The sequence below is a fragment of the Mycobacterium innocens genome (assembly GCF_900566055.1).
Taxonomy (GTDB): Bacteria; Actinomycetota; Actinomycetes; order Mycobacteriales; family Mycobacteriaceae; genus Mycobacterium; species Mycobacterium innocens.
The window spans coordinates 1-23,806 of sequence record NZ_UPHQ01000025.1; the positions used below are offsets into that span (position 1 = coordinate 1).

Annotated in this window: 22 protein-coding genes and 2 pseudogenes; 19 read left to right on the forward strand and 5 right to left on the reverse strand. The window is 66.1% G+C overall.

The features are described 5' to 3' along the window. The first annotated feature begins 16 nt into the window (after positions 1-16). Positions 17-127: a hypothetical protein gene (locus EET03_RS31095; RefSeq protein WP_482805330.1), complete on the forward strand. Its 111-nt coding sequence runs from the start codon at positions 17-19 to the stop codon at positions 125-127. 45 nt (positions 128-172) lie between these two features. Here the strand turns inward: EET03_RS31095 and EET03_RS02765 are convergent, their stop codons facing one another. Both EET03_RS02765 and EET03_RS02770 read right to left on the reverse strand, forming a co-directional pair. Further along, on the reverse strand, positions 173-349 hold the full coding sequence (locus EET03_RS02765; protein ID WP_082274702.1) for a PE family protein: 177 nt from the start codon (positions 347-349) through the stop codon (positions 173-175). 102 nt (positions 350-451) lie between these two features. Beyond that, complete coding sequence (locus EET03_RS02770) at positions 452-1,303, reverse strand: DUF3109 family protein (RefSeq protein ID WP_075543173.1); 852 nt, start codon at positions 1,301-1,303, stop codon at positions 452-454. An 86-nt stretch (positions 1,304-1,389) separates the two neighbouring features. Between EET03_RS02770 and EET03_RS02775 the strand changes: the two genes are divergently transcribed. From EET03_RS02775 to EET03_RS02815, 9 genes are all read left to right on the forward strand, one after another. Beyond that, positions 1,390-2,424: a Ppx/GppA family phosphatase gene (locus tag EET03_RS02775; protein WP_075543174.1), complete on the forward strand. Its 1,035-nt coding sequence runs from the start codon at positions 1,390-1,392 to the stop codon at positions 2,422-2,424. Further along, positions 2,421-3,482 (forward strand): hypothetical protein, encoded by a 1,062-nt coding sequence (locus tag EET03_RS02780; RefSeq protein WP_075543175.1) that lies wholly within the window; start codon positions 2,421-2,423, stop codon positions 3,480-3,482. The genes EET03_RS02775 and EET03_RS02780 overlap by 4 nt, the downstream gene beginning before the upstream one ends. Positions 3,483-3,497: 15 nt before the next feature. Next, entirely contained in the window at positions 3,498-4,340 is an 843-nt protein-coding gene (locus tag EET03_RS02785; RefSeq protein WP_075543176.1) for a sugar phosphate isomerase/epimerase family protein, read from the forward strand. Between the two features lies 1 nt (position 4,341). Then, complete coding sequence (locus tag EET03_RS02790; protein WP_075543177.1) at positions 4,342-5,187, forward strand: thioesterase family protein; 846 nt, start codon at positions 4,342-4,344, stop codon at positions 5,185-5,187. Between the two features lie 28 nt (positions 5,188-5,215). Further along, on the forward strand, positions 5,216-6,088 hold the full coding sequence (proC, locus tag EET03_RS02795) for a pyrroline-5-carboxylate reductase (protein ID WP_208648981.1): 873 nt from the start codon (positions 5,216-5,218) through the stop codon (positions 6,086-6,088). A gap of 139 nt (positions 6,089-6,227) precedes the next feature. Continuing rightward, positions 6,228-6,485: a helix-turn-helix domain-containing protein gene (locus EET03_RS02800; RefSeq protein ID WP_075543179.1), complete on the forward strand. Its 258-nt coding sequence runs from the start codon at positions 6,228-6,230 to the stop codon at positions 6,483-6,485. Between the two features lie 172 nt (positions 6,486-6,657). Continuing rightward, positions 6,658-6,759, forward strand: a complete 102-nt coding sequence (locus EET03_RS02805; RefSeq protein WP_003402602.1) for a 30S ribosomal protein bS22 — start codon at positions 6,658-6,660, stop codon at positions 6,757-6,759. Between the two features lie 79 nt (positions 6,760-6,838). Beyond that, positions 6,839-7,975, forward strand: coding sequence for an SDR family oxidoreductase (locus EET03_RS02810; RefSeq protein ID WP_075543180.1), 1,137 nt, complete (start codon positions 6,839-6,841; stop codon positions 7,973-7,975). A gap of 15 nt (positions 7,976-7,990) precedes the next feature. Continuing rightward, a complete protein-coding gene (locus EET03_RS02815; protein ID WP_063471349.1) occupies positions 7,991-9,067 on the forward strand; it encodes a lysophospholipid acyltransferase family protein in 1,077 nt (358 codons plus the stop codon). A 111-nt stretch (positions 9,068-9,178) separates the two neighbouring features. On the opposite strand, the gene cmaA2 is transcribed toward EET03_RS02815, so the two are convergent. The 3 genes from cmaA2 to EET03_RS02830 are packed head-to-tail and all read right to left on the reverse strand — an operon-like array spanning position 9,179 to position 11,584. Continuing rightward, positions 9,179-10,087 carry a cyclopropane mycolic acid synthase CmaA2 gene (cmaA2, locus tag EET03_RS02820; protein ID WP_023370452.1) on the reverse strand — a complete coding sequence of 303 codons (909 nt, stop codon included), beginning with the start codon at positions 10,085-10,087 and terminating at the stop codon, positions 9,179-9,181. Between the two features lie 33 nt (positions 10,088-10,120). Next, positions 10,121-10,621, reverse strand: coding sequence for an FAS1-like dehydratase domain-containing protein (locus tag EET03_RS02825; RefSeq protein ID WP_075543183.1), 501 nt, complete (start codon positions 10,619-10,621; stop codon positions 10,121-10,123). Positions 10,622-10,666: 45 nt separating this feature from the next. Next, the gene (locus EET03_RS02830) at positions 10,667-11,584 is read right to left on the reverse strand and encodes an HAD family hydrolase (protein WP_063471352.1); all 918 of its coding nucleotides are present in this window, start codon (positions 11,582-11,584) and stop codon (positions 10,667-10,669) included. 168 nt (positions 11,585-11,752) lie between these two features. Here EET03_RS02830 and EET03_RS02840 point away from each other — a divergent pair, with 168 nt between their 5' ends. From EET03_RS02840 to EET03_RS02880, 9 genes and pseudogenes are all read left to right on the forward strand, one after another. Then, on the forward strand, positions 11,753-12,343 hold the full coding sequence (locus EET03_RS02840; protein WP_167470572.1) for a (2Fe-2S)-binding protein: 591 nt from the start codon (positions 11,753-11,755) through the stop codon (positions 12,341-12,343). 3 nt (positions 12,344-12,346) lie between these two features. Beyond that, complete coding sequence (locus EET03_RS02845) at positions 12,347-13,324, forward strand: FAD binding domain-containing protein (protein WP_075543184.1); 978 nt, start codon at positions 12,347-12,349, stop codon at positions 13,322-13,324. After that, the gene (locus tag EET03_RS02850; protein ID WP_075543185.1) at positions 13,321-15,498 is read left to right on the forward strand and encodes a xanthine dehydrogenase family protein molybdopterin-binding subunit; all 2,178 of its coding nucleotides are present in this window, start codon (positions 13,321-13,323) and stop codon (positions 15,496-15,498) included. Before EET03_RS02845 ends, EET03_RS02850 begins: the two co-directional genes overlap by 4 nt. A gap of 256 nt (positions 15,499-15,754) precedes the next feature. After that, entirely contained in the window at positions 15,755-16,201 is a 447-nt protein-coding gene (locus EET03_RS02855; protein ID WP_244232214.1) for an MmpS family transport accessory protein, read from the forward strand. After that, a pseudogene (locus EET03_RS02860) lies at positions 16,198-19,092 on the forward strand (MMPL/RND family transporter); the annotation flags it as partial. The gene EET03_RS02855 and the pseudogene EET03_RS02860, both read left to right, overlap by 4 nt. A gap of 248 nt (positions 19,093-19,340) precedes the next feature. Further along, a pseudogene (locus EET03_RS02865) lies at positions 19,341-19,677 on the forward strand (glutaredoxin family protein). A 50-nt stretch (positions 19,678-19,727) separates the two neighbouring features. Continuing rightward, positions 19,728-21,134 (forward strand): glutamyl-tRNA reductase, encoded by a 1,407-nt coding sequence (locus EET03_RS02870; protein ID WP_075543188.1) that lies wholly within the window; start codon positions 19,728-19,730, stop codon positions 21,132-21,134. A 13-nt stretch (positions 21,135-21,147) separates the two neighbouring features. Continuing rightward, positions 21,148-22,101 carry a hydroxymethylbilane synthase gene (gene hemC / locus EET03_RS02875; RefSeq protein WP_075543189.1) on the forward strand — a complete coding sequence of 318 codons (954 nt, stop codon included), beginning with the start codon at positions 21,148-21,150 and terminating at the stop codon, positions 22,099-22,101. Between the two features lie 16 nt (positions 22,102-22,117). After that, positions 22,118-23,788, forward strand: coding sequence for a bifunctional uroporphyrinogen-III C-methyltransferase/uroporphyrinogen-III synthase (locus EET03_RS02880; RefSeq protein ID WP_099194313.1), 1,671 nt, complete (start codon positions 22,118-22,120; stop codon positions 23,786-23,788). Positions 23,789-23,806 lie beyond the last annotated feature (18 nt).

Here is a 23,806-nt window from a genome sequence, read left to right on the forward strand (position 1 = left end):
CGAGTACCCCAAGGGAATCAAGGTCAGCGACAAGCAGATTCGCGAACTGGAAGCCCGAGCCATCACCCGGCACGACTGGCACGGCGAATGGAACTACACCGTGACCGGCCCACCGCGGGCGCCGTAAGCACCGCCCGACGGTCAAATGCGCGTGTTATTTCCTCGCAGTCCCTTAGCTAGCCCCGAACAGTGCCGTGATGGCGGCCGAGACCTCGTCGGCGGCTGCGGGCAGCAATCCCGTCGTCGGCGCCGCCGCGGCGCTGTTGGCGGCGCGGATCGCCGGCTCGATTCCGGCCAGATCAGTTGCCGCTGCCGCTACGACGTCCGGCGCCGCAAACACAACTGGCATGAGCTACTCCCGGGTCCGCGCATCCTCGGTTAAAGGCGAGATCGTATCGCGCTGCGGACGCCGGATAGCGCCGTTGCGGCAAACTCCCCCCGGGCCCGTCCGCTACCTCGGCGCCGCGCGGGTCGCAGGGTGGACGGCCACCAGCCCTAACCGGCTGCGGCGTTTACACATTTCGGCCAGTTCCGCATACGCCTTCACGCCGAGCAGTTCGGTGAGCTCGTCGGCCAGGCTCTCCCATACCTGTCTGGTTCCGCTATGGGCGGCCGGATCGCCGGTGCAATACCAATGCAGGTCGGCCCCGCCGGAACCCCAGCCGCGGCGATCGTATTCGGTGACGGTGGTTTTCAGAATCTCGGTGCCGTCGGGCCGGGTCACCCACTCCTGACTGCGCCGGATCGGCAACTGCCAGCAGACGTCAGGCTTCATCGTCAGCGGCGCCACCCCCATCTTCAGTGCCTTGGTGTGCAGCGCACAACCGGGGCCGCCCTTGAAGCCCGGCCGGTTCAAGAAGATGCAGGCGTCCTTGTGTTTTCGGGTGCGGTACTGCGGTTGGCCGTCGTGCTCGTCGAGTTCCAGATATCCCTTGCGGCCCAGGCCTTTCTCGCGGAACTGCCAGTCCTCGTCGGTCAGGTTCTGCACCGCGTCGTCGAGCCGGGCACGGTCATCGTCATCGGATAGGAAGGCTCCGTGCGAACAACACCCGTCGTCCGGCCGGCCCGCCACCGTGCCCCGGCAGGCGGGCGTGCCGAACACACACGTCCAGTGCGAGAGCAGCCAGGTGAGGTCGGCCGCGATCAGGTGCTCCGGATTGTCGGGATCGTAGAATTCCACCCACTCACGGGGGAAATCCAATTCGACCTCTTGCCCCGGGTGCACCGGCCTCAGGCGCGAGTTTGCCACGGTTGCAACGTTAGTCCTCCCTACGGTCGTCCGGGCGGCCAGCGGCAGGCGCATCCTGCGCGGGCTCTCCCCGCAAGCCCGATGGTGCTCCCGCATCGGGTCGCTGAGCGACCCGCGTCGTCGCCAGCTAGTTTGATTTCGTGAGATTGGGCGTGCTGGACGTGGGCAGCAACACGGTCCATCTACTGGTGGTAGATGCTCACCGTGGTGGGCATCCGACGCCGATGAGTTCGACGAAGGCCACGCTGCGGCTGGCCGAAGCCACCGACAGCTCGGGCAAGATCACCAGGCGCGGTGCCGACAAACTGGTGTCGACCATCGACGAGTTCGCCAAGATCGCGGTGAGCTCCGGCTGCGCCGAGTTGATGGCCTTCGCCACCTCCGCCGTGCGGGAAGCCGAGAACTCCGAAGATGTGCTGGCCCGGGTAGGCAAGGAAACCGGTGTCGAGTTGCAGGTACTGGGCGGGGTCGACGAGTCCCGGCTGACCTTCCTGGCGGTGCGACGATGGTACGGCTGGAGTGCGGGCCGCATCGTCAACCTCGACATCGGCGGCGGTTCGCTGGAGTTGTCCAGCGGCGTGGATGAGGAGCCCGAGGTAGCGCTGTCGCTGCCGCTGGGCGCCGGCCGGTTGACCCGCGAATGGCTGCGCGACGATCCGCCCGGCCGGCGGCGGGTGGCGATGCTGCGTGACTGGCTCGACGCAGAGCTGTCGGACGCCAGTGTGGCCGTTCTGGAGGCAGGCAATCCTGACCTCGCGGTCGCCACATCGAAGACGTTTCGTTCGCTGGCACGGCTCACCGGAGCGGCGCCGTCGGCCGCCGGACCGCGAGTGAAACGAATGCTGACGGCCAACGGCCTCAGGCAACTCATATCTTTCATCTCTAGGATGACGACCGCTGACCGTGCAGAACTGGAAGGAGTCAGCGCCGAGCGCGCGCCGCAGATCGTAGCGGGGGCTCTGGTCGCGGAGGCAAGCATGCGAGCGCTGTCGATAGAAGCGGTGGATATCTGCCCGTGGGCGCTGCGGGAAGGTGTGATCTTGCGCCGACTCGACAGCGAGGCCGACGGGGCCGCCTTCATGGAAACTTCGCCGGTGGCGACATCGGTGCGCGATGCTGGAGGCCAGGTAGTAGATCGGAATGCCGCTCCCCGATCGAGAGGCAACAAACCATGACTGGACCACATTCCGACACGGAGGACACCAAGCAGATCTCGGTCGCCGAGCTACTGGCCAGAAACGGCACCATCGGCGCCCCTGCCGTGACCCGGCGGCGGCGCCGTCGCCGCGGTGATAGCGATTCGGTCACGGTGGCCGAGCTGACCGGCGAAATCCCGACCATTCGCGAGGACCGTCGCGAGGATCGTCACGGCGACCGGCGCGACAAGGCCGAGACTCCCGCGCCCGCTGTCCCGGCCGAACCGCCACGTCAGCCAAAGCCCGGCAAACCGCGAGTCGAGGTTGCCGAGCCGACCCCGCCGTCGCCTCCACAACCTGAGCCGGTCGCCGCAGAACCGGCAACCGAGGAGCCGGCCAAGGCCAGGTACTGGTCCGAACCCGAACCACGCTGGCCCAGATCCGAGCCGATCGCCCGACGCAAGTCGGGCCCCGAGCGCAGCGAGTACCCGCGACCGCTGCGTCACACCGAAGAAAGCGACATCTCCGAGCAGCAGTCCGGTGCCGAGCACATGAGTCCGGACCCGGTTGGGCACTACGTCGACACCTCGGTGGACGCGATGGACGTTGCGGTCGACGAGGCCGAACCGGTCGCCGACGAGACGGCTTACGTGCGTTCCTACCTGCGCGATGTGGACGGTGCCGCGGAGCGGACCCTGTTCGGCGGGCAGTCGCTGGCCGACGAGGTGGCCCGGCGGCGGGGCGAGGCGGCTCCGGCGGTGTTCGACGCGGAGCGGCTCGACAGTGACCTTGCCGACAAAACCGGAGGGTCGGGACGCGGTCCGGGCGCGCTGGTGGCCCTGTGGCGCGGCACGGTGGTGGTGCTGCAGTCAATTCTGGCCGTCGTATTCGGTGCCGGTCTGTTCATCGCCTTCGACCAGCTGTGGCGATGGAACAGCATTGTGGCATTGGTGCTCTCGGTCTTGGTGATCCTCGGGCTGGTGGTCGCGGTGCGAGTAGTCCGTAAGACCGAGGACATCGCCAGTACGTTGATCGCGGTTGCGGTCGGCGCGCTGATTACCTGGGGACCGTTGGTGCTATCCCTGCAAACAGGCTAGGCGCGCCGGTACACAGTGCGTCCAGCAATCAAAGTCGGCTTGTCAACGGCTTCGGTGTACCCGCTGCGGGCCGAAGCCGCATTCGAGTACGCGGCCCGACTCGGCTACGACGGAGTCGAGCTGATGGTGTGGGGCGAGTCGGTCAGCCAGGACGTCGACGCGGTCAGGAGGTTGGCGCGACGCTACCGACTGCCGGTGCTGTCCGTACACGCGCCATGCCTGCTGATCTCCCAACGGGTATGGGGCGCCAACCCGATTCCCAAGCTGGAGCGCAGTGTGCGGGCCGCCGAACGACTGGGCGCGCAGACGGTCGTGGTACACCCGCCGTTCCGGTGGCAACGGCGCTACGCCGAGGGGTTCGGTGAGCAGGTCGCCGCGCTGGAAGCGTCCAGCGATGTGATGGTCGCCGTCGAAAACATGTTTCCGTTCCGGGCGGACCGGCTTTTCGGGGCCGGCCAGTCACGGGAACGGATGCGCCGGCGCGGCGGTGGTCCGGGTCCGGCGATTTCGGCGTTCGCGCCGTCCTACGACCCGCTGGACGGCAATCACGCCCATTACACGCTGGACCTCTCGCATACCTCGACCGCGGGCACCGATGCGCTGGATATGGCCCGCCGGATGGGCCGGGGTCTGGTCCACCTGCACCTGTGCGACGGCAGCGGGCTGCCCGCCGATGAACACCTGGTGCCCGGTCACGGCACGCAGCCCACCGCCGAGGTGTGCCAGATGCTGGCGGGTGGTGGCTTCAGCGGCCATGTGGTGCTGGAGGTGTCCACCTCGTCGGCACGTTCGGCCAGCGAGCGTGAAGCCATGCTGGTGGAGTCCCTGCAGTTCGCCCGGACCCATCTGCTGCGGTGATATGAGCGCGATGTTCACCACCGCCATGGCGCTGCGGCAGGTCGACACTGCCGCCGATGACGCGGTATTTCACGGCGAGCTGAACCGGCACTGGACGATCGGTCCCAAGGTGCATGGCGGCGCGATGATGGCACTGTGCGCCAATGCCGCGCGGATGGCTTATGGAGGGGCGGCACCACAGCCGGCACTGCAACCGGTCGTCGTATCGGCCAACTTCCTGTGGGCGCCGGATCCGGGAGCGATGCGACTGGTGACGTCGATCCGCAAGCGTGGCCGCCGGATCGGCGTCGTCGACGTCGAGCTGACCCAGGGTGAGCGCACCGCGGCGCACGCCGTTGTCACGCTGGGTGAACCCGAGCACCAGGGGTGCGGCGCGGGGACCCCGCTGCTGTCGGCAAACCCGGTCGTGGATCTGATGGCACCCGAACCTCCCGACGATGTCGCGCCGATCGGACCGGGCCACCCGCTGGCCGGACTGGTGCACCCGGGCGAGGGCTGCGACGTGCGGCCGCTGCTGTCGACGCTGCAGCCCAATACCGACGGGCGGCCGCCGGTCATCCAGATGTGGGCGCGCCCGCGCGGGGTGGCTCCTGATCCGCTTTTCGCGCTCATGTGCGGGGATTTGTCGGCGCCGGTCACCTTTGCCGTAGACCGCACCGGCTGGGCGCCGACCGTCCAGCTCACCGCCTTCCTTCGGGCACTGCCCGCCGACGGCTGGCTGCGGATCATCGCCACCTGCACGGAGATCGGACACGACTGGTTCGACGAGGACCACACCGTCGTCGACAGCATGGGCCATCTGGTGGTGCAAGCACGTCAATTGGCGATGGTCCCGGCCGCTGGCTAGCAGTCCGGGGTCTGCGATGCTGTGCGGCATGGCAAGAATCGCGATCATCGGTGGGGGCAGTATCGGCGAAGCGTTGCTCGCGGGTTTGCTGCGCGCGGGCCGGCAGGTCAAGGACCTGGTCGTGGCCGAACGGATCCCCGAGCGCGCCAAGTACCTGGCCAGCAGCTACTCGGTACTGGTCACCTCGGTCAGCGATGCGATCGAGCACGCGACGTTTGTGGTCGTCGCGGTGAAACCGGCAGACGTCGAGGCGGTGACGGGGGACTTGGCGGCAGCGGCCACGGCTGCCGGCAGCGACAGTGTCGAGCAAGTGTTCGTCACGGTCGCCGCGGGTGTCACGACCTCCTACTTCGAATCCAAGCTGCCGGCGGGCACGCCGGTGGTCCGGGCGATGCCGAACGCCGCCGCACTGGTGGGAGCCGGGGTCACCGCGCTGGCCAAGGGGCGGTTCGTCACCCCGCAACAGCTGAAAGAAGTGTCCGCGCTCTTCGATGCCGTCGGCGTCGTGCTGAACGTTCCGGAGCAGCAGTTGGACGCGGTGACCGCGGTGTCGGGCTCCGGGCCGGCGTATTTCTTCCTGCTGGTCGAGGCCCTGGTCGACGCCGGCGTCGCAGTGGGCTTGAGCCGTCAGGTGGCCACCGAGCTGACCGCGCAGACCCTGGCCGGGTCGACGGCGATGCTGCTGGAGCGGATGGAGCAAGAGCGTCCAGGCGCCGGCGAGCCGGCGGGGTTGCGGGTCGACACCACGGCGCTGCAACTGCGGGCGTCGGTCACCTCCCCCGGCGGGACGACCGCCGCCGCGCTGCGCGAGCTGGAAAAAGGCGGGTTTCGGGCGGTTGTCGACGCGGCCGTCCAAGCCGCCAAAAGCCGCTCTGAGCAGCTAAGAATTACATCGGAATAATTCGGGAATTTTGAACTGATTTCCTCTCACCAGTACCAATAACCCCACTAGTCCCGCTATTCTCCTATTGTATGCACGTGTGGGTGCCAGCGGAGGGGAAGCCGCTGGCATTGCGCGTGCCTGACATGATTGGGTTGCGATGACGTCAACGAACGGGCCATCAGCACGGGATTCCGCAGGTAAATCGGTGCGGGACAGCGGCACGGGGGAAAGCCAGCAGGCCGGCACTCAATTCCTCACCGTGGCCGAGGTGGCTTCGCTGATGCGGGTCTCGAAGATGACCGTGTACCGGCTGGTGCACAACGGCGAGCTGCCCGCGGTTAGGGTCGGGCGGTCTTTCCGGGTGCATGCCAAGGCCGTCCACGACATGCTGCAGACCTCGTACTTCGCCGGCTAGCCGACAGCGCCGAGCGGGCTGCCACGGGTCTGCCTCGCCAGGCCCGGCGGCCACCAATCGGCGCCGGTTTGGTGTTGGGTGCGGCGGGCTGGGTAAAGTGACTGGGTCCTTTGTAGTCGTTGGTAGTCGCTTGTGAACATTGACAAGCGGGCACGGTCAGGTAGCGGAGTCCATGGGTTCAGTAATCAAGAAGCGGCGCAAGCGCATGTCGAAGAAAAAGCACCGCAAGCTGCTGCGCCGCACCCGGGTACAGCGCAGGAAACTCGGCAAGTAAGGCCCGACCGGCCCCCAGTTGTCGCGTACCGTCACCGGCTTGTAACGCTGCTGTCTCTCGTCGCCGCTAGGCTATCGGGGTGAACTCATCGAGCGGCCAGGGGGGCGGCGCCGGAGGAATCGGCGGCCGCAATGACGACACCCTGCATTACCCCAAGGTGGTGCTGGTTACCGGTGCGTGCCGGTTTCTGGGCGGCTACCTGACCGCCCGGCTGGCGCAGAACCCGTTGATCAACTCGGTGATCGCGGTGGATGCGATCGCGCCCAGCAAGGACATGCTGCGTCGCATGGGCCGAGCCGAGTTCGTCCGCGCCGACATTCGAAATCCCTTCATTGCCAAGGTGATTCGAAACGGTGATGTCGACACTGTGGTGCACGCCGCGGCGGCCTCCTACGCGCCGCGGTCCGGCGGAAGTGCGGCGTTGAAGGAAATCAACGTGATGGGCGCCATGCAGCTGTTGGCGGCTTGCCAGAAGTCACCCTCGGTTCGCCGCGTCGTGCTGAAGTCCACGTCCGAGGTCTACGGCTCGAGCCCACACGACCCGGTGGTGTTCACCGAGGACAGCACCAGCCGTCGACCCTTCCGCGAAGGTTTCGCCAAGGACAGTCTCGATATCGAGGGGTATGCGCGCGGGCTGGGCCGGCGTCGGCCCGATATCGCGGTGACCATCCTGCGGCTGGCCAACATGATCGGCCCCGCGATGGACACCACACTGTCGCGGTATCTTGCCGGGCCTGTCGTGCCCACGATGTTCGGCCGCGACGCGCGACTGCAATTGCTGCACGAGCAGGATGCGCTGGGTGTCCTGGAGCGCGCTGCGATGGCTGGCAAAGCCGGCACCTTCAACATCGGTGCCGACGGCATCATCATGCTGTCGCAGGCGATCCGCCGGGCCGGCCGAATTCCGTTGCCGGTACCGGGATTTGGGGTGTGGGCGCTTGATTCGCTGAGGCGGGCCAACGGATACACCGAGATCAACCGCGAGCAATTCGATTATTTGAGTTACGGCAGGGTGATGGACACCACCAGAATGCGTTCCGAACTTGGCTATCAGCCCAAGTGGACGACGGCCGAGGCTTTCGACGACTACGTTCGGGGCCGCGGCCTAACTCCCATTATCGATCCGCATCGGGTACGCTCCTGGGAGGGTCGCGCGATCGCGTTAGCGCAACGGTGGGGAACCCGGAAGCCAATTCCATGGGTGGGGGTCAGGTAGATTTGGGTAGCTATCGTGGCGGGTGAGACCAGAGCGAATGTCATTTCACTGCACAGTAATCGGGGTCGGGTAGCAGCGCGCCGCCGTGCCGGTCAACGCGCCGACGCGTCCCGTGAGCACCCGTCGTTGCTGTCCGATCCGAACGGCCGGGCATCGGCCGAACAGATCGCCGCAGTGGTCCGTGAAATCGACGAGCATCGGCGTGCCGCGGGTGCGACGGGCGTTCCCGGGTCGGGCGAAGCGCCCCTCAGCGATCTTGCGCAGCGTGTCGCCGCGGTCGCCGGATTCCTGCGGCAACGACTGACCGGTGATTACAGCGTCGACGAATTCGGATTCGACCCGCATTTCAATGACGCGATCGTTCGGCCTTTGCTGAGGTTTTTCTTCAGGTCATGGTTCCGCGTGGAAGTTAGCGGTATCGAGAACCTTCCGAGCGATGGTGCCGCGCTGTTGGTGGCAAACCATGCCGGAGTGTTGCCGTTCGACGGGTTGATGCTTTCGGTGGCGGTTCACGACGAACATCCCGCCCACCGGGATCTGCGGCTGCTTGCCGCCGACATGGTGTTCGACCTGCCCGTGGTGGGCGAGGCCGCCCGCAAGGCGGGGCACACCATGGCCTGCACCACCGACGCGCACCGACTGCTGGCCTCCGGCGAGCTCACGGCCGTGTTCCCCGAAGGTTACAAGGGCCTGGGCAAGCGCTTCGAGGACCGTTACCGCCTGCAGAGATTTGGACGCGGCGGCTTCGTATCGGCGGCGCTGCGTACCCAGGCGCCGATTGTGCCGTGCTCGATCATCGGGTCGGAGGAGATCTACCCGATGCTCACCGATGTCAAATTGCTGGCGCGGCTGTTCGGTTTGCCCTATTTCCCGGTCACTCCGCTGTTCCCGTTGGCCGGCCCCGCCGGACTGGTGCCGCTGCCGTCGAAATGGCGCATCGCATTCGGGGAGCCGATCCCCACGGCCGACTACGCGACCACCGACGCCGAGGACCCGATGGTCACCTTCGAGTTGACCGATCAGGTGCGTGAGACCATCCAGCAGACGCTGTACCGGCTGTTGGCCGGGCGCCGCAACATTTTCCTAGGCTGACGAACCGGGCGCGGCTTGCTAGGCGTGCGCGGGCGCAACGCCAGGGCGAAACTCCGGGGGGCCGGAATTCGCCCGTGGCGTTACGTTCGCGACTGAAGCAAAATGCGGGCGCTACTTCACCAATGTGAACTGGCAAACATCGGTGTAGTGGTCGCGGAACAGGTCCGAGCAGCCCCGCAGGTAGTGCATGTAGATGTCGTAGGTCTCCTGCCCCTTCAGGGCGATCGCCTCATCCTTGTGTGCCTCGAGCGCGTCGGCCCAGGCGTTCAGCGTCGGAACATAGTTGGAGCCGATGCGGTGGTAGCGCTCGACCTTCCAGCCGGCGTTGGACGAGTAGTGGTCGACCTGCGAGATCCGCGGCAACCGACCGCCCGGGAAGATCTCGGTCAGGATGAACTTGATGAAGCGCAGCAGGCTCATCGGCGACGTCAAGCCGAGCTCCTTGGCTTCGTCGGCATCCGGGATGATGATCGTGTGCAGCAGCATCCGGCCGTCGTCGGGCGTCAAGCTGTAGTACTTCTTGAAGAAGGTGTCGTAGCGCTCGAACCCGGCGTCGCCGGCGCCGTCGGCGAAGTGCTCGAACGCGCCGAGTGACACGATCCGGTCGACCGGCTCGTCGAATTCCTCCCAGCCCTGGATCCGCACCTCTTTGCGGCGGGGGCTGTCGATCTCTTCGAACTTCGCCACGTCGTGGGCGTACTGGTTCTCACTGAGCGTCAGGCCGATCACGTTGACGTCGTACTCCTGCACGGCGTGGCGCATGGTGGCGCCCCAGCCGCAGCCGATGTCGAGCAGCGTCATGCCCGGCTCGAGGTTCAGTTTGTCCAGGGCAAGTTTGCGTTTGGCGTACTGCGCCTCTTCCAGCGTCATATTGGGGCGCTCTTCGAAGTACGCGCAGCTGTACGTCATCGACGGGTCAAGCCAAAGCTTGAAGAATTCGTTGGATTTGTCGTAGTGGGAACGGACTGCTTCGACCGGCGGCTTGAGCTGCGTGCCACCCGTTTCACCCTGAGACGTCATTGAACGGACCCTACCTTCTTGCTTCAACTTGTTTCAAATAGCTGCAATTGCCGCCACGGTGGCATCGGCCTCGGCCTCGTGGTGCGCTGCTTCCCCCAACATGGTGACGACGCCGGTAGCGACCGGCTTGCCGTCGGCATCTGTGACTTCGCTTCGAATCTCGGCGAGCACTGTGCCGTGCGACTCGATCACAGAGTCTAGGTAAGTATGAAAGAAAAGTTTGTCGCCGGCCAGGATCGGCCGGTGGAACCGGAACTTCTGGTCGCGATGGAAGACCCGGGCGATGTTGATCGGAATGCTGAACTTGGTGAAAATCTCCATCTGCACGCGCCGCCCGGCGACCGCCAGGAAGGTCGGCGGGGCCACCAATGCGGGATAGCCCGCGTCGGCCGCAGCCGCCTCGTCGTAGTGCGCCGGATGCTCGTCGTTGACTGCGGCCGCGAACTCGCGGATCTTCTCTCGCCCGACTTCGAAATAGTCCGAGGCGCGGTAGTTCTTGCCGATGAGTCCTTCGGCTTCCTGGGGGACTGTCATGCCGCTGTGCTCTCTGCTCGAATGTGTGCTCAGCGGCGCAGCTTATCAGCGTGATTGGCGTCGGGACGCCAGAGCCGCCAACGCGCCGCCGGCCGCGCCCAGCGCCAGGGCCGACGGCACCCCAATCCGGGCGGCCTTGCGCGCGGTCCGGAAATCCCGAATTTCCCATCCGCGTTCGCGGGCCAGGCTGCGCAACCGCGAATCGGGGTTGATGGCGACCGCGGTGCCCACCAGCGACAGCATCGGCACGTCGTTGTAGCTGTCGGAATACGCGGTGCAGCGTTTGAGGTTGAGACCTTCCCGGATGGCCAGCGAACGCACCGCGTGAGCCTTGCCGGTGCCATGCAGGATGTCGCCGACCAGCCGACCGGTGAACACCCCGTCGACGGACTCCGCGACCGTGCCCAGCGCGCCGGTCAGGCCGAGCCGGCGGGCGATCGTCGCCGCGAGCTCGTACGGCGTGGCGGTGATCAGCCAAACCTGCTGACCGGCATCGAGATGCATCTGGGTGAGCTCGCGGGTGCCCGGCCAGATCTTGTCGGCGATGAATTCGTCGTAAATCTCCTCGCCCAGGTTCACCAGTTCGGCCACCGAACGGCCCTCGATGAAGGTCAGCGCCTTGCGCCGCCCGGCGGCGACGTCGTCGCTGTTCTCCACGCCGAGCAGCTGGAACTTGGCCTGCGCATAGACGAAGCCCAGGACATCGCGGTAGGTGAAGTAATGACGGGCGGCCAGCCCCCGGCCGAAATGCACCGCGGACGAGCCCTGGACCAGTGTGTTGTCCACATCGAAGAACGCCGCCGCGGTCAGGTCGATCGGCGGCTGCGGACGATCCTGCGCGGCGGCGGTGGCGCGCAGGCCGTCGAGGGCGCGTTCGGCGCTGGCGTTTGCGGCCACCGACTCCAGGTCGGCGCCGGTGATGCGATTCGAGGTGCCCAGATCACCCAGATCAGTGGAAGCCATCAGAAACCTCTCACAATCGCGGTACCCGGCCGGTGGGCGACACTTCGGCCAACATCAACCCTATCCGGCAAATGTGTTGGGGAGGTTTTCCAGGCTGGCGCGAGACGAACACGGGCCGGTATCCGAGTTTATCAACGATGTTGCGAGCTGCGCTTCTACAGTGGATCCGTGGACGACCGACTTGGGTTCCGAATCAATCGCCGGACGTTCGTGGGTGCCTCCGTCGCCGTGGGCGGTGTCGTCGCCGTCACTACCGTTGCCGGATCTGAGCGAACCGTCCAGGACGAAATCCACACCGCTGTGGTGCGGGCCGAGATCAACGGCGAACCTCGAGAAATCGCCGTCGACACCCGCACGTCGCTACTGGACATGCTGCGCGAGCGGGCGGGACTGCCCGGCACCAAGAAGGCCTGCGACCACGGCGCATGCGGTGCCTGCACGGTGCTGGTCGACGGTCGGCGAATCAACTCCTGCCTGACTCTGGCGGTCATGCACGAGGGTGCACAGATCACCACCATCGAGGGCTTGGCCGGTTCGGGCGGCCGACTCCATCCTCTGCAACAAGCGTTCATCGACGAGGACGCCTTCCAGTGCGGCTACTGTACCGCCGGCCAAATCATGTCCGGCGTCGGTTGTATCGCCGAAGGGCACGCGGGTTCGCCCGCGGAAATACGAGAGTGGATGAGCGGCAACATCTGTCGTTGCGGTGCCTACACCAACATCGTCAAGGCGGTCGCAACTGTGGCGCGAGACCGGTAGCACGTGTTCCCGTTCCGCTACCTCAAAGCGACCGACGAGCAGGCGGCGTTGCGGGCAGCGGCGGCCGGCGGCCGCTATATCGCCGGGGGCACCACGCTGGTCGACTTGATGAGGGAGACGGTCGAACGCCCCGATTCGCTGGTCGACATCAACGCGCTTCCGTACCGCTGGATCGACGTGCAGCCGGGAATGATCCGCGTCGGATCTCTGGTGCGGATGTCCGACCTTGCCGCTCATCCCGTCGTCCGGCAACAAGCCCCGGTGATCAGTCAGGCCCTCGAGCTCAGCGCTTCCGCTCAGCTTCGCAACATGGCATCGATCGGCGGCAACCTGCTGCAACGCCCGCGGTGTCTGTATTTCCGCGACGTGTCGGCCGCATGCAACCGACGCGCTCCGGGCACCGGCTGCTCGGCGATCGGCGGATGTAACCGCACCCACGCAATCCTCGGTACCAGCCGGCACTGCTGCGCTACCCACCCTTCGGACCTCGCGGTTGCGCTGCTTGCATTGGACGCCGTCGTCGTCAGTCGGGGAGCCGCCGGGCAGCGGCGATTTGCGCTGGCGGAGCTCTTCCGCCAGCCGGGTAACTCACCGCACCGCGAGCACAACCTCGAACCGGGCGAGCTGATCGTCGGGATCGAGGTACCTCTCGGGCCGGAGGCCCGCAGGTCCGGATATCTCAAGGTGCGCGATCGTCAGTCATACCAATTTGCGCTGGCCTCGGCGGCTGTGGCACTCGACATCGTCGCCGGCACGATACGCAGCGCGCGGGTCGCCGTTGGCGGCGTCGCCACCGTCCCGTGGCGGTTGCCGGCCGTCGAAAGGGAGCTGCAGGGCCGCCCGATCGACGCGGGCCTGTTCCGCCGCGCCGCCGAACTTTCGGTTGCCGGTGCTCAACCGTTGCGGGAGAACGGCTTCAAGGTCGAACTGCTCAAGCGCACTGTCGAAAGGCAATTGGCCACCGTGGCGGCAATGCCATGACCCACGCATTCACCGCCGCGCAGGTCGTCTCCGGCCAGCCGGTCAGCCGGGTGGACGGGCCGCTGAAGGTGACCGGTAAGGCCAGCTACGCCGCCGACAACCAGATTCCCGGATTGCTCTACGCCGCACTGGTCGGTAGCACGGTGGCATGCGGCGGGATCAAGCGCATGGACGCCGGTGCCGCGTTGCGGCAGCCCGACGTGCTTGCCGTGCTGACCGACTTCACCGGGGTGAAACTGCCCTTCGACACCCGGCTGGTGTCCTTCTTCGGACAGCCGGTCGCCGTGGTGATCGCGACGACGCTCGAGTCGGCGGTCCACGGGTCGGAACTGGTCGACGTCCGGTATTCGAGTCGGCCGCCGCTGACCGATATTGATGCGGCACAAGCGGACAAGCGGCCCGGCCGGTTCATCCGCGACTATTCCCGCGGGTTCGCCGATCAGGCGATTCGCGGTACCTCGGTGATGACGGACCTGCGGTTCAGCATCGCGCGCAACGATCACAACCCCATGGAGATGCCTGCGACGATTGCCACCTGGGAGCGCGATCGGCTCACGGTATGGGACAAGGTGCAAAACATCAGCGCAGCCCAGCAGTTCTACGCCGACGCCTTCGGTCTACCCATCGATCATGTCCGGCTGATCTCGCCGTTCGTGGGCGGTTCGTTCGGTAGTGCCAGCCGGACCTGGCCGCATCAGGTGCTGACCGCTTTCGCGGCTCGCCGGATGCGACGACCCGTCAAGCTGGTATTGACCCGCCGGCAGATGTACAGCGCAATCGGATACCGGCCCACCAGCCGGCAGCGTATGGCGATCGGGACAGACGAATCCGGGCGCCTCAGGGCGATGATCCACGAAGGGCATACGGAGACGGCCAGGTACGGGGACTATGAGGACGGACTCGTCCGCAGTCCGCGACTGCTCTACCGAGTCCCCAACATGCGTTCGACGTATCGCGTGGTGCCGTTGGACGTCGGCCTGCCGTGGTTCATGAGGGGCCCCGGCGCGGTCACCGGAGCGTTTGCGCTCGAGTGCGCCATGGACGATCTGGCACACCGGCTGCGCATGGACCCGATCGAATTGCGGATGCGTAACGAACCCGATGTCGACCAGACCACCGGGATGCCGTTTTCCACCCGGCGGCTCACCGAATGCCTGACCCGAGGCGCGGCGAGGTTTGGATGGAACCGGCGCAATCCGGCACCCGCCACCACCCGCGAGGGCGATCTCTTCGTCGGGATCGGGGTGGCCGCCGCCGCCTATTACACGTATCGCAGCCAATGTTCGGCGTCCGCAAAGGTTTTCGCCGACGGCACCGCCGAAGTGCGATGCGGAACCAGCGACATGGGGCCCGGGACCTACACGTCGATGACGCAGGTCGCCGCGGATGCCCTCGGAATGCCGTTGAGCCGGGTGCGATTCGCGTTGGGTGATAGCAGTTTTCCGCCGGCACCGCCGCACTCGGCCTCCCGAACCATGGCCAGTGTGGGTTCTGCGGTGTACACCGCCGCGAACATGCTGCGCGACAAGTTCATTCGCACGGCGGTCACCGACCCGCGATCCCCGCTGAGCGGCCTGCGTCCGGAGGACGTGGCGGTCGTCGACGGCCGCATGGTCGCCACGGCTTCCGGGGCCGGATCCGAGCCCGGCGAGTCGTATCAGGACTTGTTGCGCCGCCGCGGCTGGTCCGGTTTGGATTCACAACAGACCTGGACGCCTGACGACGCCGACCGCCGATACTCCATCTACGGCTACGGAGCCGTATTCGCCGAGGTCGTCGTCGACCGTTTGCTGCCGACGGTGCGGATCCGCCGCATGTATGCGTGCTACGACGCCGGCCGGGTGATCAATCCCAAACTCGCGCACAGTCAGGCGATTGGGGGCATGGTCGGCGGGATCGGGATGGCGTTGCTGGAGCGGACGGAGCTGGATTACCGCGACGGCCGGATAGTCAACGCGAACATGTCGGATTACCTGGTTCCGGTCAACGCCGACGTCCCCGCGCTGGACGCGACCTTTTTGCCGGCCGAGGACACAATTGCCGACCCGATCGGCGTCAAGGGACTCGGCGAGTTGGTGATCGTCGGAGTACCCGCAGCGATCGCCAATGCCGTGTTCAACGCCACCGGCAGACGCGTCACCGATTTGCCCATCACCCTGGAGAAGCTGCTGTGACCCGTCGGATCCGGCCGCCGCGTGGGACACCGGTAACGAGGTTTATCTGAAATCCGAAATGCATTCAGCAGGGCGGCGGTAGCGTCTACGCTGCGAACGCAAACGAGACATCGGATTAGCACGCACGTTGGAGATTTCGGGAGGTTCAGATTCGCGCACTGGGCGCTTTCGACCACGCTCCTTGATCGGGGGCGAGCCGGGGGCGACACACCCGATGCCGCAGTCTACGGTGTGGGCCCGGTGGCGGAGCACGAAGGTGAGGATGAGTCCGGTGACCACCGTTGTGAAACGAATGTGGCTGCTGCTGGCCGTCTCAGCCGTGGCGATTGTCGCAGCGCTCGGAATCTATCGTCTGCACCGCGTCTTCGGCGCTTACGAGCATCCCGCCGTGATGGCCAAGGCTGATATCGATGATGTCCCGCTGTTCAACCCGAAGCAAGTGATCTACGAAGTTTTCGGCCCTGCCTCGACCGCAAGGATCGCCTACCTGGACCCCGACGCCCACGTGCTGCAACTGCCGGAAGTGCCGCTGCCGTGGTCGCAGACGGTCACCACGACGCTGCCCGCGGTCAGTGTGAACGTGATGGCGCAGAGCGCCGCCGACACCATCGGCTGCCGGATCATCGTGAACGGCACCGTCAAGGACGAAAGGTCGGTCACCAGGCCCAAAGCCCTCACCTTTTGCCAGGTGACATCGGCATGAGCGAACGGGATGGCCCAGCGGCGCCAAAACGCCCGCTTCTGCCGCGGCTGATCCGCCGTTTTGCGGTGCTGATCCTGTTGTTATGGCTGGGGCTCACCGCGATCGTCAATCTCGCCGTTCCGCAGCTGGAAGCGGTGGGAAAGGCCCACTCGGTATCGATGAGCCCCAGCGACGCGCCGTCGATCGAGGCGATAAGGCGCGTCGGCCAGGTATTCAAGGAGTTCGACTCCGATAATGCCGTGACCATTGTGCTGGAAAGCGATAAGCCACTCGGCGACGAGGCGCACCAATTTTACGGCGAGCTGATGAAAAGGCTTTCAGCTGATACCAAGCACGTCGCGCACATTCAGGACTTCTGGGGTGATCCGTTGACCGCCGGCGGATCGCAGAGCGCGGACGACAAAGCCGCATATGTCGTGGTGTATCTCGTCGGTGACAACGAAACCGAAGCATACGCATCGGTGCATGCCGTCCGGCATATCGTGGACACCACACCGCCGCCGCGGGGGATCAAAGCCTACGTCACCGGTCCGTCGGCACTGAACGCTGATCAGGCCGAGGCCGGGGATAAAAGCATCGCCAAGGTCACCGCGATCACCAGCCTGGTGATCGCGGTGATGCTGCTTTTCATTTACCGCTCCGTGGTGACTGCGTTTCTCGTCTTGATCATGGTCGGGATTGACCTGGGGGCAATCCGGGGAACCATTGCCTTTCTCGCCGACCACAACGTGTTCAGTCTCTCCACCTTCGCAACCAATCTGCTGGTCCTATTGGCTATTGCGGCTACGACGGATTACGCGATATTCATGCTCGGTCGTTACCACGAAGCGCGCAACGCCGGCGAGGATCGCGAGACCGCCTTCTACACGATGTTCCATGGGACCGCCCACGTGATCTTGGGCTCCGGATTGACCATTGCCGGCGCTATGTATTGCCTCAGCTTCGCTCGGCTTCCGTATTTCAATACGCTCGGCCCGCCATGCGCGATAGGCATGCTCGTCGCGGTCTTCGCAGCCCTCACGCTTGGGCCCGCGGTGCTTGCCATCGGCAGTTTCTTCAAGCTGTTCGACCCCAAGCGGCGATTGAACACCCGCCGCTGGCGGCGCGTTGGGACGGCAATCGTCCGCTGGCCGGGGCCGGTTCTAGCCGCGACCTGCGTGATCGCGTTTATCGGTCTGCTGGCGTTGCCCAGCTACAAGACCACATACGATCTGCGTAAGTTCATGCCGGCCAGCATGCCGTCCAACGTCGGGGATGCGGCGGCGGGCCGGCATTTTTCGCGGGCTCGGCTGAACCCCGAGGTGCTGATGGTCGAGACCGATCACGATATGCGCAATCCGGTGGACATGCTGGTGTTGGACAAGATTGCCAAAAACATTTACCACAGTCGCGGTATCGAACAAGTCAAAGCGATTACCCGGCCGTTGGGAACAACCATCAAGCACACGTCGATACCGTTCATCATCAGCATGCAGGGTGTCTCGAACACCGAAAACATGCAGTTCATGAAGGCGCGCATCGACGACATGCTGGTGCAGGTACAGGCGATGGATGTCTCCATCGCCACCATGCACACCATGTACGAACTCATGGGTGCAGTCATCGACAATACCGTCGACATGGATCACCTCACCCACGACCTGTCGGATATCACGAACACATTGAGAGATCACATCGCGGATTTCGAGGACTTCTTCCGGCCGATCCGCAGCTACTTTTACTGGGACAAACACTGCTACGACATTCCCGTCTGCTGGTCCATCAGATCAATATTCGACATGATCGACAACGTCGACCAGATGAGCGAGAAACTCGAATATCTGGTCACGGACATGGATATTCTGGTGAAACTCCTTCCGCAAATGCGGGCCCAGATTCCACCGATGATCAACACGATGACGATCATGCGGGACATGCTGGTTGTCTGGCACGGGACGTTGCAGTCGTTCTATGACCAGTCCGACTCGGGTAGCAAGGATCCCGGCGCGATGGGTCGGGTGTTCGACGCCGCGCAAATCGATGATTCCTTCTATCTGCCGCAGTCGGCCTTCAAGAACCCCGACTTCCAGCGCGGCCTGAAGATGTTCCTGTCGCCGGACGGCAAAGCGGCCCGTTTCATCATTGCCCTGGAGGGCGATCCCGCGACATCGGCCGGTATCGCCCGGGTCGAGCAGATCAAGGATGAGGCGCGGGAGGCCATCAAAGGCACTCCGTTGCAGGGTGCCGCGATCTATCTGGGTGGTACCGCGGCGACGTTCCACGACATTCAGGAGGGCGCCACCTACGACCTGCTGATCGCCGGAGTGGCCGCGATCAGCCTGATCGTGATCATCATGATGCTCATCACCCGAAGTGTCGTCGCCGCGGCCGTCATCGTCGGGACGGTGCTGCTGTCGATGGGGTCCTCCTTCGGCCTGTCAGTGCTCGTATGGGAGGACATCCTCGGCATCGAGTTGTACTGGCTGGTATTGGCGATGTCGGTGATCCTGCTGCTGGCCGTGGGATCGGATTACAACCTGTTGCTGATCTCGCGGCTCAAAGAAGAAATCGGAGCCGGGCTCAATACCGGGATCATCCGCGCGATGGCCGGCACCGGCGGAGTGGTGACGGCCGCGGGCATGGTGTTCGCCGTGACCATGTCGCTCTTCGTGTTCAGCGATCTGCGGATTATCGGTCAGATCGGCACCACTATCGGGTTGGGCCTGTTGTTCGACACGTTGATCGTCCGCTCGTTCATGACACCGGCTATTGCCGCGTTGCTGGGACGCTGGTTCTGGTGGCCGCAGCGGGTACGGCCGCGTCCGGCGAGTCGGATGCTGCGGGCCTACGGGCCTCGCCGGCTGGTTCGCGCCCTGCTGCTCCCGCCGTCCAACGGCGCATCGGCAACCGGGGACCGGAGCGAGGGCGTCGGTCCCGGCGGAGCCCGATCAGCGATGTCGTCGCCGCACCCGACGGCATCCCGGCCTTTCGACGACGCCGACGATTCGGGCCCCGCCGGCCAACGCCACCGGCAAGCCCGGGACACCGACCCCGAACCCGCGCCCTGACGGACCGCGCACCCGGAAGGCGCGCTCCGCCGTGCACTCGAGAACCCGACGAGCCCGCATCCCGCGGCACCGGGACTGCCACACTGGTGCCCATGACGCCGTCAGCACCGCGGTCCGGGCGCCGGCGGGTGGAGCTGCTGACCCGCCGCGGCTGCGCGATCTGCCTGCGGGTACACGCGCAACTGGCTGAGCTGTCCCAGGAGCTGGGGTTCGAGTTGGTCAGCACCGACGTCGACGCCGCGGCCGCGGCCGGTAATACCGGCCTACGGGCCGAGTTCGGCGACCGGCTGCCGGTGATCTTGCTCGATGGCCGCGAACATAGTTACTGGGAAGTCGACGAAGCCCGGCTGCGCGCTGACCTGGCCGGCTGAGAAGGCGCTGGCAGGCGCTCAATTATTTGGTAGCCCACCTGACAAGCGTCTACCGTAGAAAGCAGTTCACTTCTCAAGGCGCAAGGGAGCGGGCCAGGTGATGCTGCTGTGAGCATCCTGCTCTTCGGGGTTTCGCACCGCAGCGCGCCGGTTTCCGTTTTGGAACAACTCAGCATCGACGAGTCCGAGCAAGTCAAGATCGTCGACAAGGTTTTGCAATCACCGCTGGTCACCGAGGCCATGGTGCTGTCGACGTGCAACCGCGTCGAGGTGTATGCGGTGGTGGAGGCGTTTCACGGCGGCCTGTCGGTGATCGGCCAGGTGCTGTCCGAGCACTCCGGCATGTCGATGGGTGACCTGACCAAACACGCCTATGTCCGCTACAGCGAGGCCGCGGTCGAGCACCTGTTCGCGGTGGCCAGCGGCCTGGATTCGGCCGTGATCGGCGAGCAGCAGGTGCTGGGCCAGGTCCGCCGCTCGTATGCCGCCGCGGAGGCCAACCGCACCGTCGGCCGGGTGTTGCACGAACTGGCCCAGCGGGCGCTGTCGGTGGGCAAGCGGGTGCATTCCGAAACCGGAATCGACGCTGCCGGTGCTTCCGTGGTGTCGGTCGCCCTGGGCATCGCCGAACGACACCTGGGCGGGCTGGAGGCCAAGACCGCCGTGCTGGTCGGCGCCGGGGCGATGGGTGCGCTGTCGGCCGCACACCTGACTCGGGCCGGTATCGGGCGGATCCGTGTACTCAACCGCTCGTTGCCGCGGGCGCAGCGGCTGGCGGGCAAGGTCCGCGGAGCGGGCGTGCCGGCCGAGGTGATGAGACTCGACCGCCTGGCCGAGGCGCTGTCCGATGCCGACGTGGTGGTCAGCTGCACCGGAGCGGTGAGTTCGGTGGTTTCGCTGGCCGACGTGCACCACGCGCTGGTCTACGCCCGCCGAGACGAAGAGACGCAGCCGCTGGTCATCTGCGATCTGGGGATGCCCCGCGACGTCGATCCGGCGGTAGCCGGCCTGCCGGGCGTCTGGGTCGTCGACGTGGACCGCGTCCAACACGAGCCGTCGGCCCACGCCACGGCGGCCGACGTCGACGCCGCCCGCCACATCGTCGCCGCCGAAGTTGCCGCCTACCTGGTAGGGCAGCGGATGGCCGAGGTAACCCCGACGGTCACTGCGTTGCGCCAACGGGCCGCTGATGTGGTGGAGGCGGAGTTGCTGCGCCTGGAGAACCGGCTACCCGGGTTGGAGCGCGCCGAGCGTGACGAGGTGGCCCGCACGGTGCGGCGGGTGGTGGACAAATTGCTGCACGCGCCCACGGTGCGGATCAAGCAACTGGCCAGCGCTCCCGGCGGCGACAGCTACGCCGAGGCGCTGCGCGAGCTTTTCGAACTCGATCAGACGGCCATAAGCTCCGTAGCTGCCGTCGCCACCGCAGCCGAACTGCCAACGGTGTCCAGCGGATTCGACGCGGGCATGCACCCCGGTGACCTGCCGCGCGACCGGAACCCGTTTGGCGAGTAGCTGATTGTCACACGTGATCCGGATAGGTACCCGGGGCAGTCTGCTGGCCACCACCCAGGCCGCGACGGTCAGAGACGCGCTCATCGCCAACGGCCACCCGGCCGAGTTGGTGACCATCAGCACCGCCGGCGACCGGTCGTCAGCGCCGATCGAGACGCTCGGGGTGGGCGTCTTCACCACCGCGTTGCGTGAGGCCATCGAAGACGGTCGCGTCGACGCGGCCGTGCACTCGCACAAGGATTTGCCCACCGCCGAAGATCGGCGGTTCACGATCGCGGCGATACCGCCGCGCAACGATCCCCGCGATGCGGTGGTGGCCCGCGACGGGCTGGTGCTGGGGGAGTTGCCGGCCGGATCGCTGGTCGGCACCTCCTCCCCGCGGCGGGCCGCACAGCTTAGAGCATTGGGTCTCGGTTTGGAAATCCGCCCCCTAAGAGGCAACCTAGATACCAGGTTGAACAGGGTAAGCAGTGGTGATCTTGACGCCATCGTGGTGGCCCGGGCAGGTCTGGCCCGGCTGGGCCGCCTCGATGATGTCACCGAGACGTTGGAGCCCGTGCAGATGTTGCCAGCGCCGGCGCAAGGTGCGCTCGCTGTCGAATGCCGGGCAGCTGACCACCGGTTGGCGGCAGTGCTGGCGGAGCTGGACGATGCCGACACGCGGGCGGCGGTCACCGCGGAACGAGCCCTGCTGGCCGAACTGGAGGCCGGTTGCTCGGCACCGGTGGGCGCGATCGCCGAGGTGGTCGAGTCCATCGATGAGGAGGGGCGGGTCTTCGAAGAGCTGTCGCTGCGCGGCTGCGTGGCGGCGCTGGACGGATCCGACGTGATCCGCGCGTCCGGCGTCGGCACCTCCGGTCGGGCACGGGAGCTGGGGCTCTCGGTTGCGGCGGAGCTGTTCGAACTGGGTGCTCGAAAACTGATGTGGGGAGCGCGGCACGACCCGCGCAAGGAAAAATTTGAGTGACGTGGGAGCGACAATGATGACGCGAGGGCGTAAGCCGACTCCGGGCCGCATCACTTTCGTGGGTTCTGGTCCCGGCGACCCGGGTCTGCTGACCACCCGGGCTGCCGCGGTGTTGGCCAACGCCGCTCTGGTGTTCACCGACCCCGACGTACCCGAGCCGGTGCTGGCGCTGATCGGCAAGGACCTGCCACCGGTATCCGGGCCGGCGCCGGCTACCGCACATGCGGGGGAGAACGTCGGCGTGGCTGCGGGAGAGCCCGCCCAGAGCGCCCCGGCGGTGGTCTCGAGCGGCCCCGACATCCGCCCGGCGCTGGGCGAACCCGCCGACGTGGCCAAGACGCTGACAGCCGAGGCCCGTTCGGGTGCCGATGTGGTGCGGCTGGTGGCCGGCGACCCGCTGTCGGTGGACGCGGTGATCACCGAGGTGAACGCCGTGGCACGCACCCACCTGCACTTCGAGGTCGTGCCCGGGCTGGCCGCCACCAGCGCGGTCCCGACCTATGCCGGGCTGCCGCTGGGCTCCTCGCACACGGTGGCCGACGTGCGCGGCGAACTCGATGACACCGACTGGGACGCGCTGGCCGCCGCCCCCGGACCGCTGATCCTGCAGGCGACCGCGTCGCATCTGGCCGACGCCGCACGCACCCTGCTCGACCACGAGCTGGCCGACACGACACCGTGCGTCGTCACCGCGCACGGCACCACCTGCCAGCAGCGCTCCGTCGAAACCACGCTGCAGGGACTGACCGATCCGGCCATCCTGGGCGGCGCCGACCCCGCTGGCCCGTTCGCCGGCCCGCTGGTGGTGACCATCGGCAAGACCGTGAGCAACCGGGGCAAGCTGAACTGGTGGGAGAGCCGGGCGCTGTACGGCTGGACGGTGCTGGTGCCCCGCACCAAGGACCAGGCCGGCGAGATGAGCGAGCGGTTGACGTCCTACGGAGCGCTGCCGGTCGAGGTGCCGACCATTGCCGTCGAACCGCCGCGCAGCCCCGCGCAGATGGAACGCGCCGTCAAGGGACTGGTCGATGGCCGGTTTCAATGGGTGGTGTTCACCTCGACCAACGCGGTGCGGGCCGTCTGGGAGAAGTTCGGCGAATTCGGTCTGGATGCGCGGGCGTTCTCCGGGGTCAAGATCGCTTGTGTCGGCGAGTCAACCGCCGACCGGGTTCGCGCCTTCGGGATCAGCCCTGAGCTGGTGCCGTCCGGCGAGCAGTCGTCGATGGGTCTGCTCGACGAATTCCCGCCGTATGACAGCGTTTTCGACCCGGTCAACCGGGTCCTGCTGCCACGCGCCGACATCGCCACCGAAACGCTGGCCGAGGGGCTGCGCGAACGTGGCTGGGAAATCGAGGACGTCACCGCCTACCGGACCGTGCGGGCCGCGCCGCCGCCGGCGGCCACCCGCGAAATGATCAAGACGGGCGGTTTCGACGCGGTGTGCTTCACCTCGAGCTCAACCGTGCGCAACCTGGTCGGCATTGCCGGCAAGCCGCACGCACGCACCATCATCGCCTGTATCGGCCCCAAGACCGCCGAGACCGCCGCAGAATTCGGGCTTCGGGTGGATGTCCAGCCGGAGAGCGCCGCGGTGGGTCCGCTGGTCGACGCCCTGGCCGAACATGCCGCCCGATTGCGCGCCGAGGGTGCGCTGCCGCCGCCGCGCAAGAAGAGCCGCAGGCGCTAGTGGCCGCGGGTCGCCGCG

Coding starts and splice junctions, on each gene's coding strand:
- EET03_RS02765 (WP_082274702.1), bottom strand. CDS start 349: ATGCCAGTTGTGTTTGCGGCGCCGGACGTCGTAGCGGCAGCGGCAACT.
- EET03_RS02770 (WP_075543173.1), bottom strand. CDS start 1,303: ATGCGCCTGCCGCTGGCCGCCCGGACGACCGTAGGGAGGACTAACGTT.
- EET03_RS02780 (WP_075543175.1), top strand. CDS start 2,421: ATGACTGGACCACATTCCGACACGGAGGACACCAAGCAGATCTCGGTC.
- EET03_RS02790 (WP_075543177.1), top strand. CDS start 4,342: ATGAGCGCGATGTTCACCACCGCCATGGCGCTGCGGCAGGTCGACACT.
- proC (WP_208648981.1), top strand. CDS start 5,216: ATGGCAAGAATCGCGATCATCGGTGGGGGCAGTATCGGCGAAGCGTTG.
- EET03_RS02800 (WP_075543179.1), top strand. CDS start 6,228: ATGACGTCAACGAACGGGCCATCAGCACGGGATTCCGCAGGTAAATCG.
- EET03_RS02805 (WP_003402602.1), top strand. CDS start 6,658: ATGGGTTCAGTAATCAAGAAGCGGCGCAAGCGCATGTCGAAGAAAAAG.
- cmaA2 (WP_023370452.1), bottom strand. CDS start 10,087: ATGACGTCTCAGGGTGAAACGGGTGGCACGCAGCTCAAGCCGCCGGTC.
- EET03_RS02825 (WP_075543183.1), bottom strand. CDS start 10,621: ATGACAGTCCCCCAGGAAGCCGAAGGACTCATCGGCAAGAACTACCGC.
- EET03_RS02830 (WP_063471352.1), bottom strand. CDS start 11,584: ATGGCTTCCACTGATCTGGGTGATCTGGGCACCTCGAATCGCATCACC.
- EET03_RS02850 (WP_075543185.1), top strand. CDS start 13,321: ATGACCCACGCATTCACCGCCGCGCAGGTCGTCTCCGGCCAGCCGGTC.
- EET03_RS02880 (WP_099194313.1), top strand. CDS start 22,118: ATGACGCGAGGGCGTAAGCCGACTCCGGGCCGCATCACTTTCGTGGGT.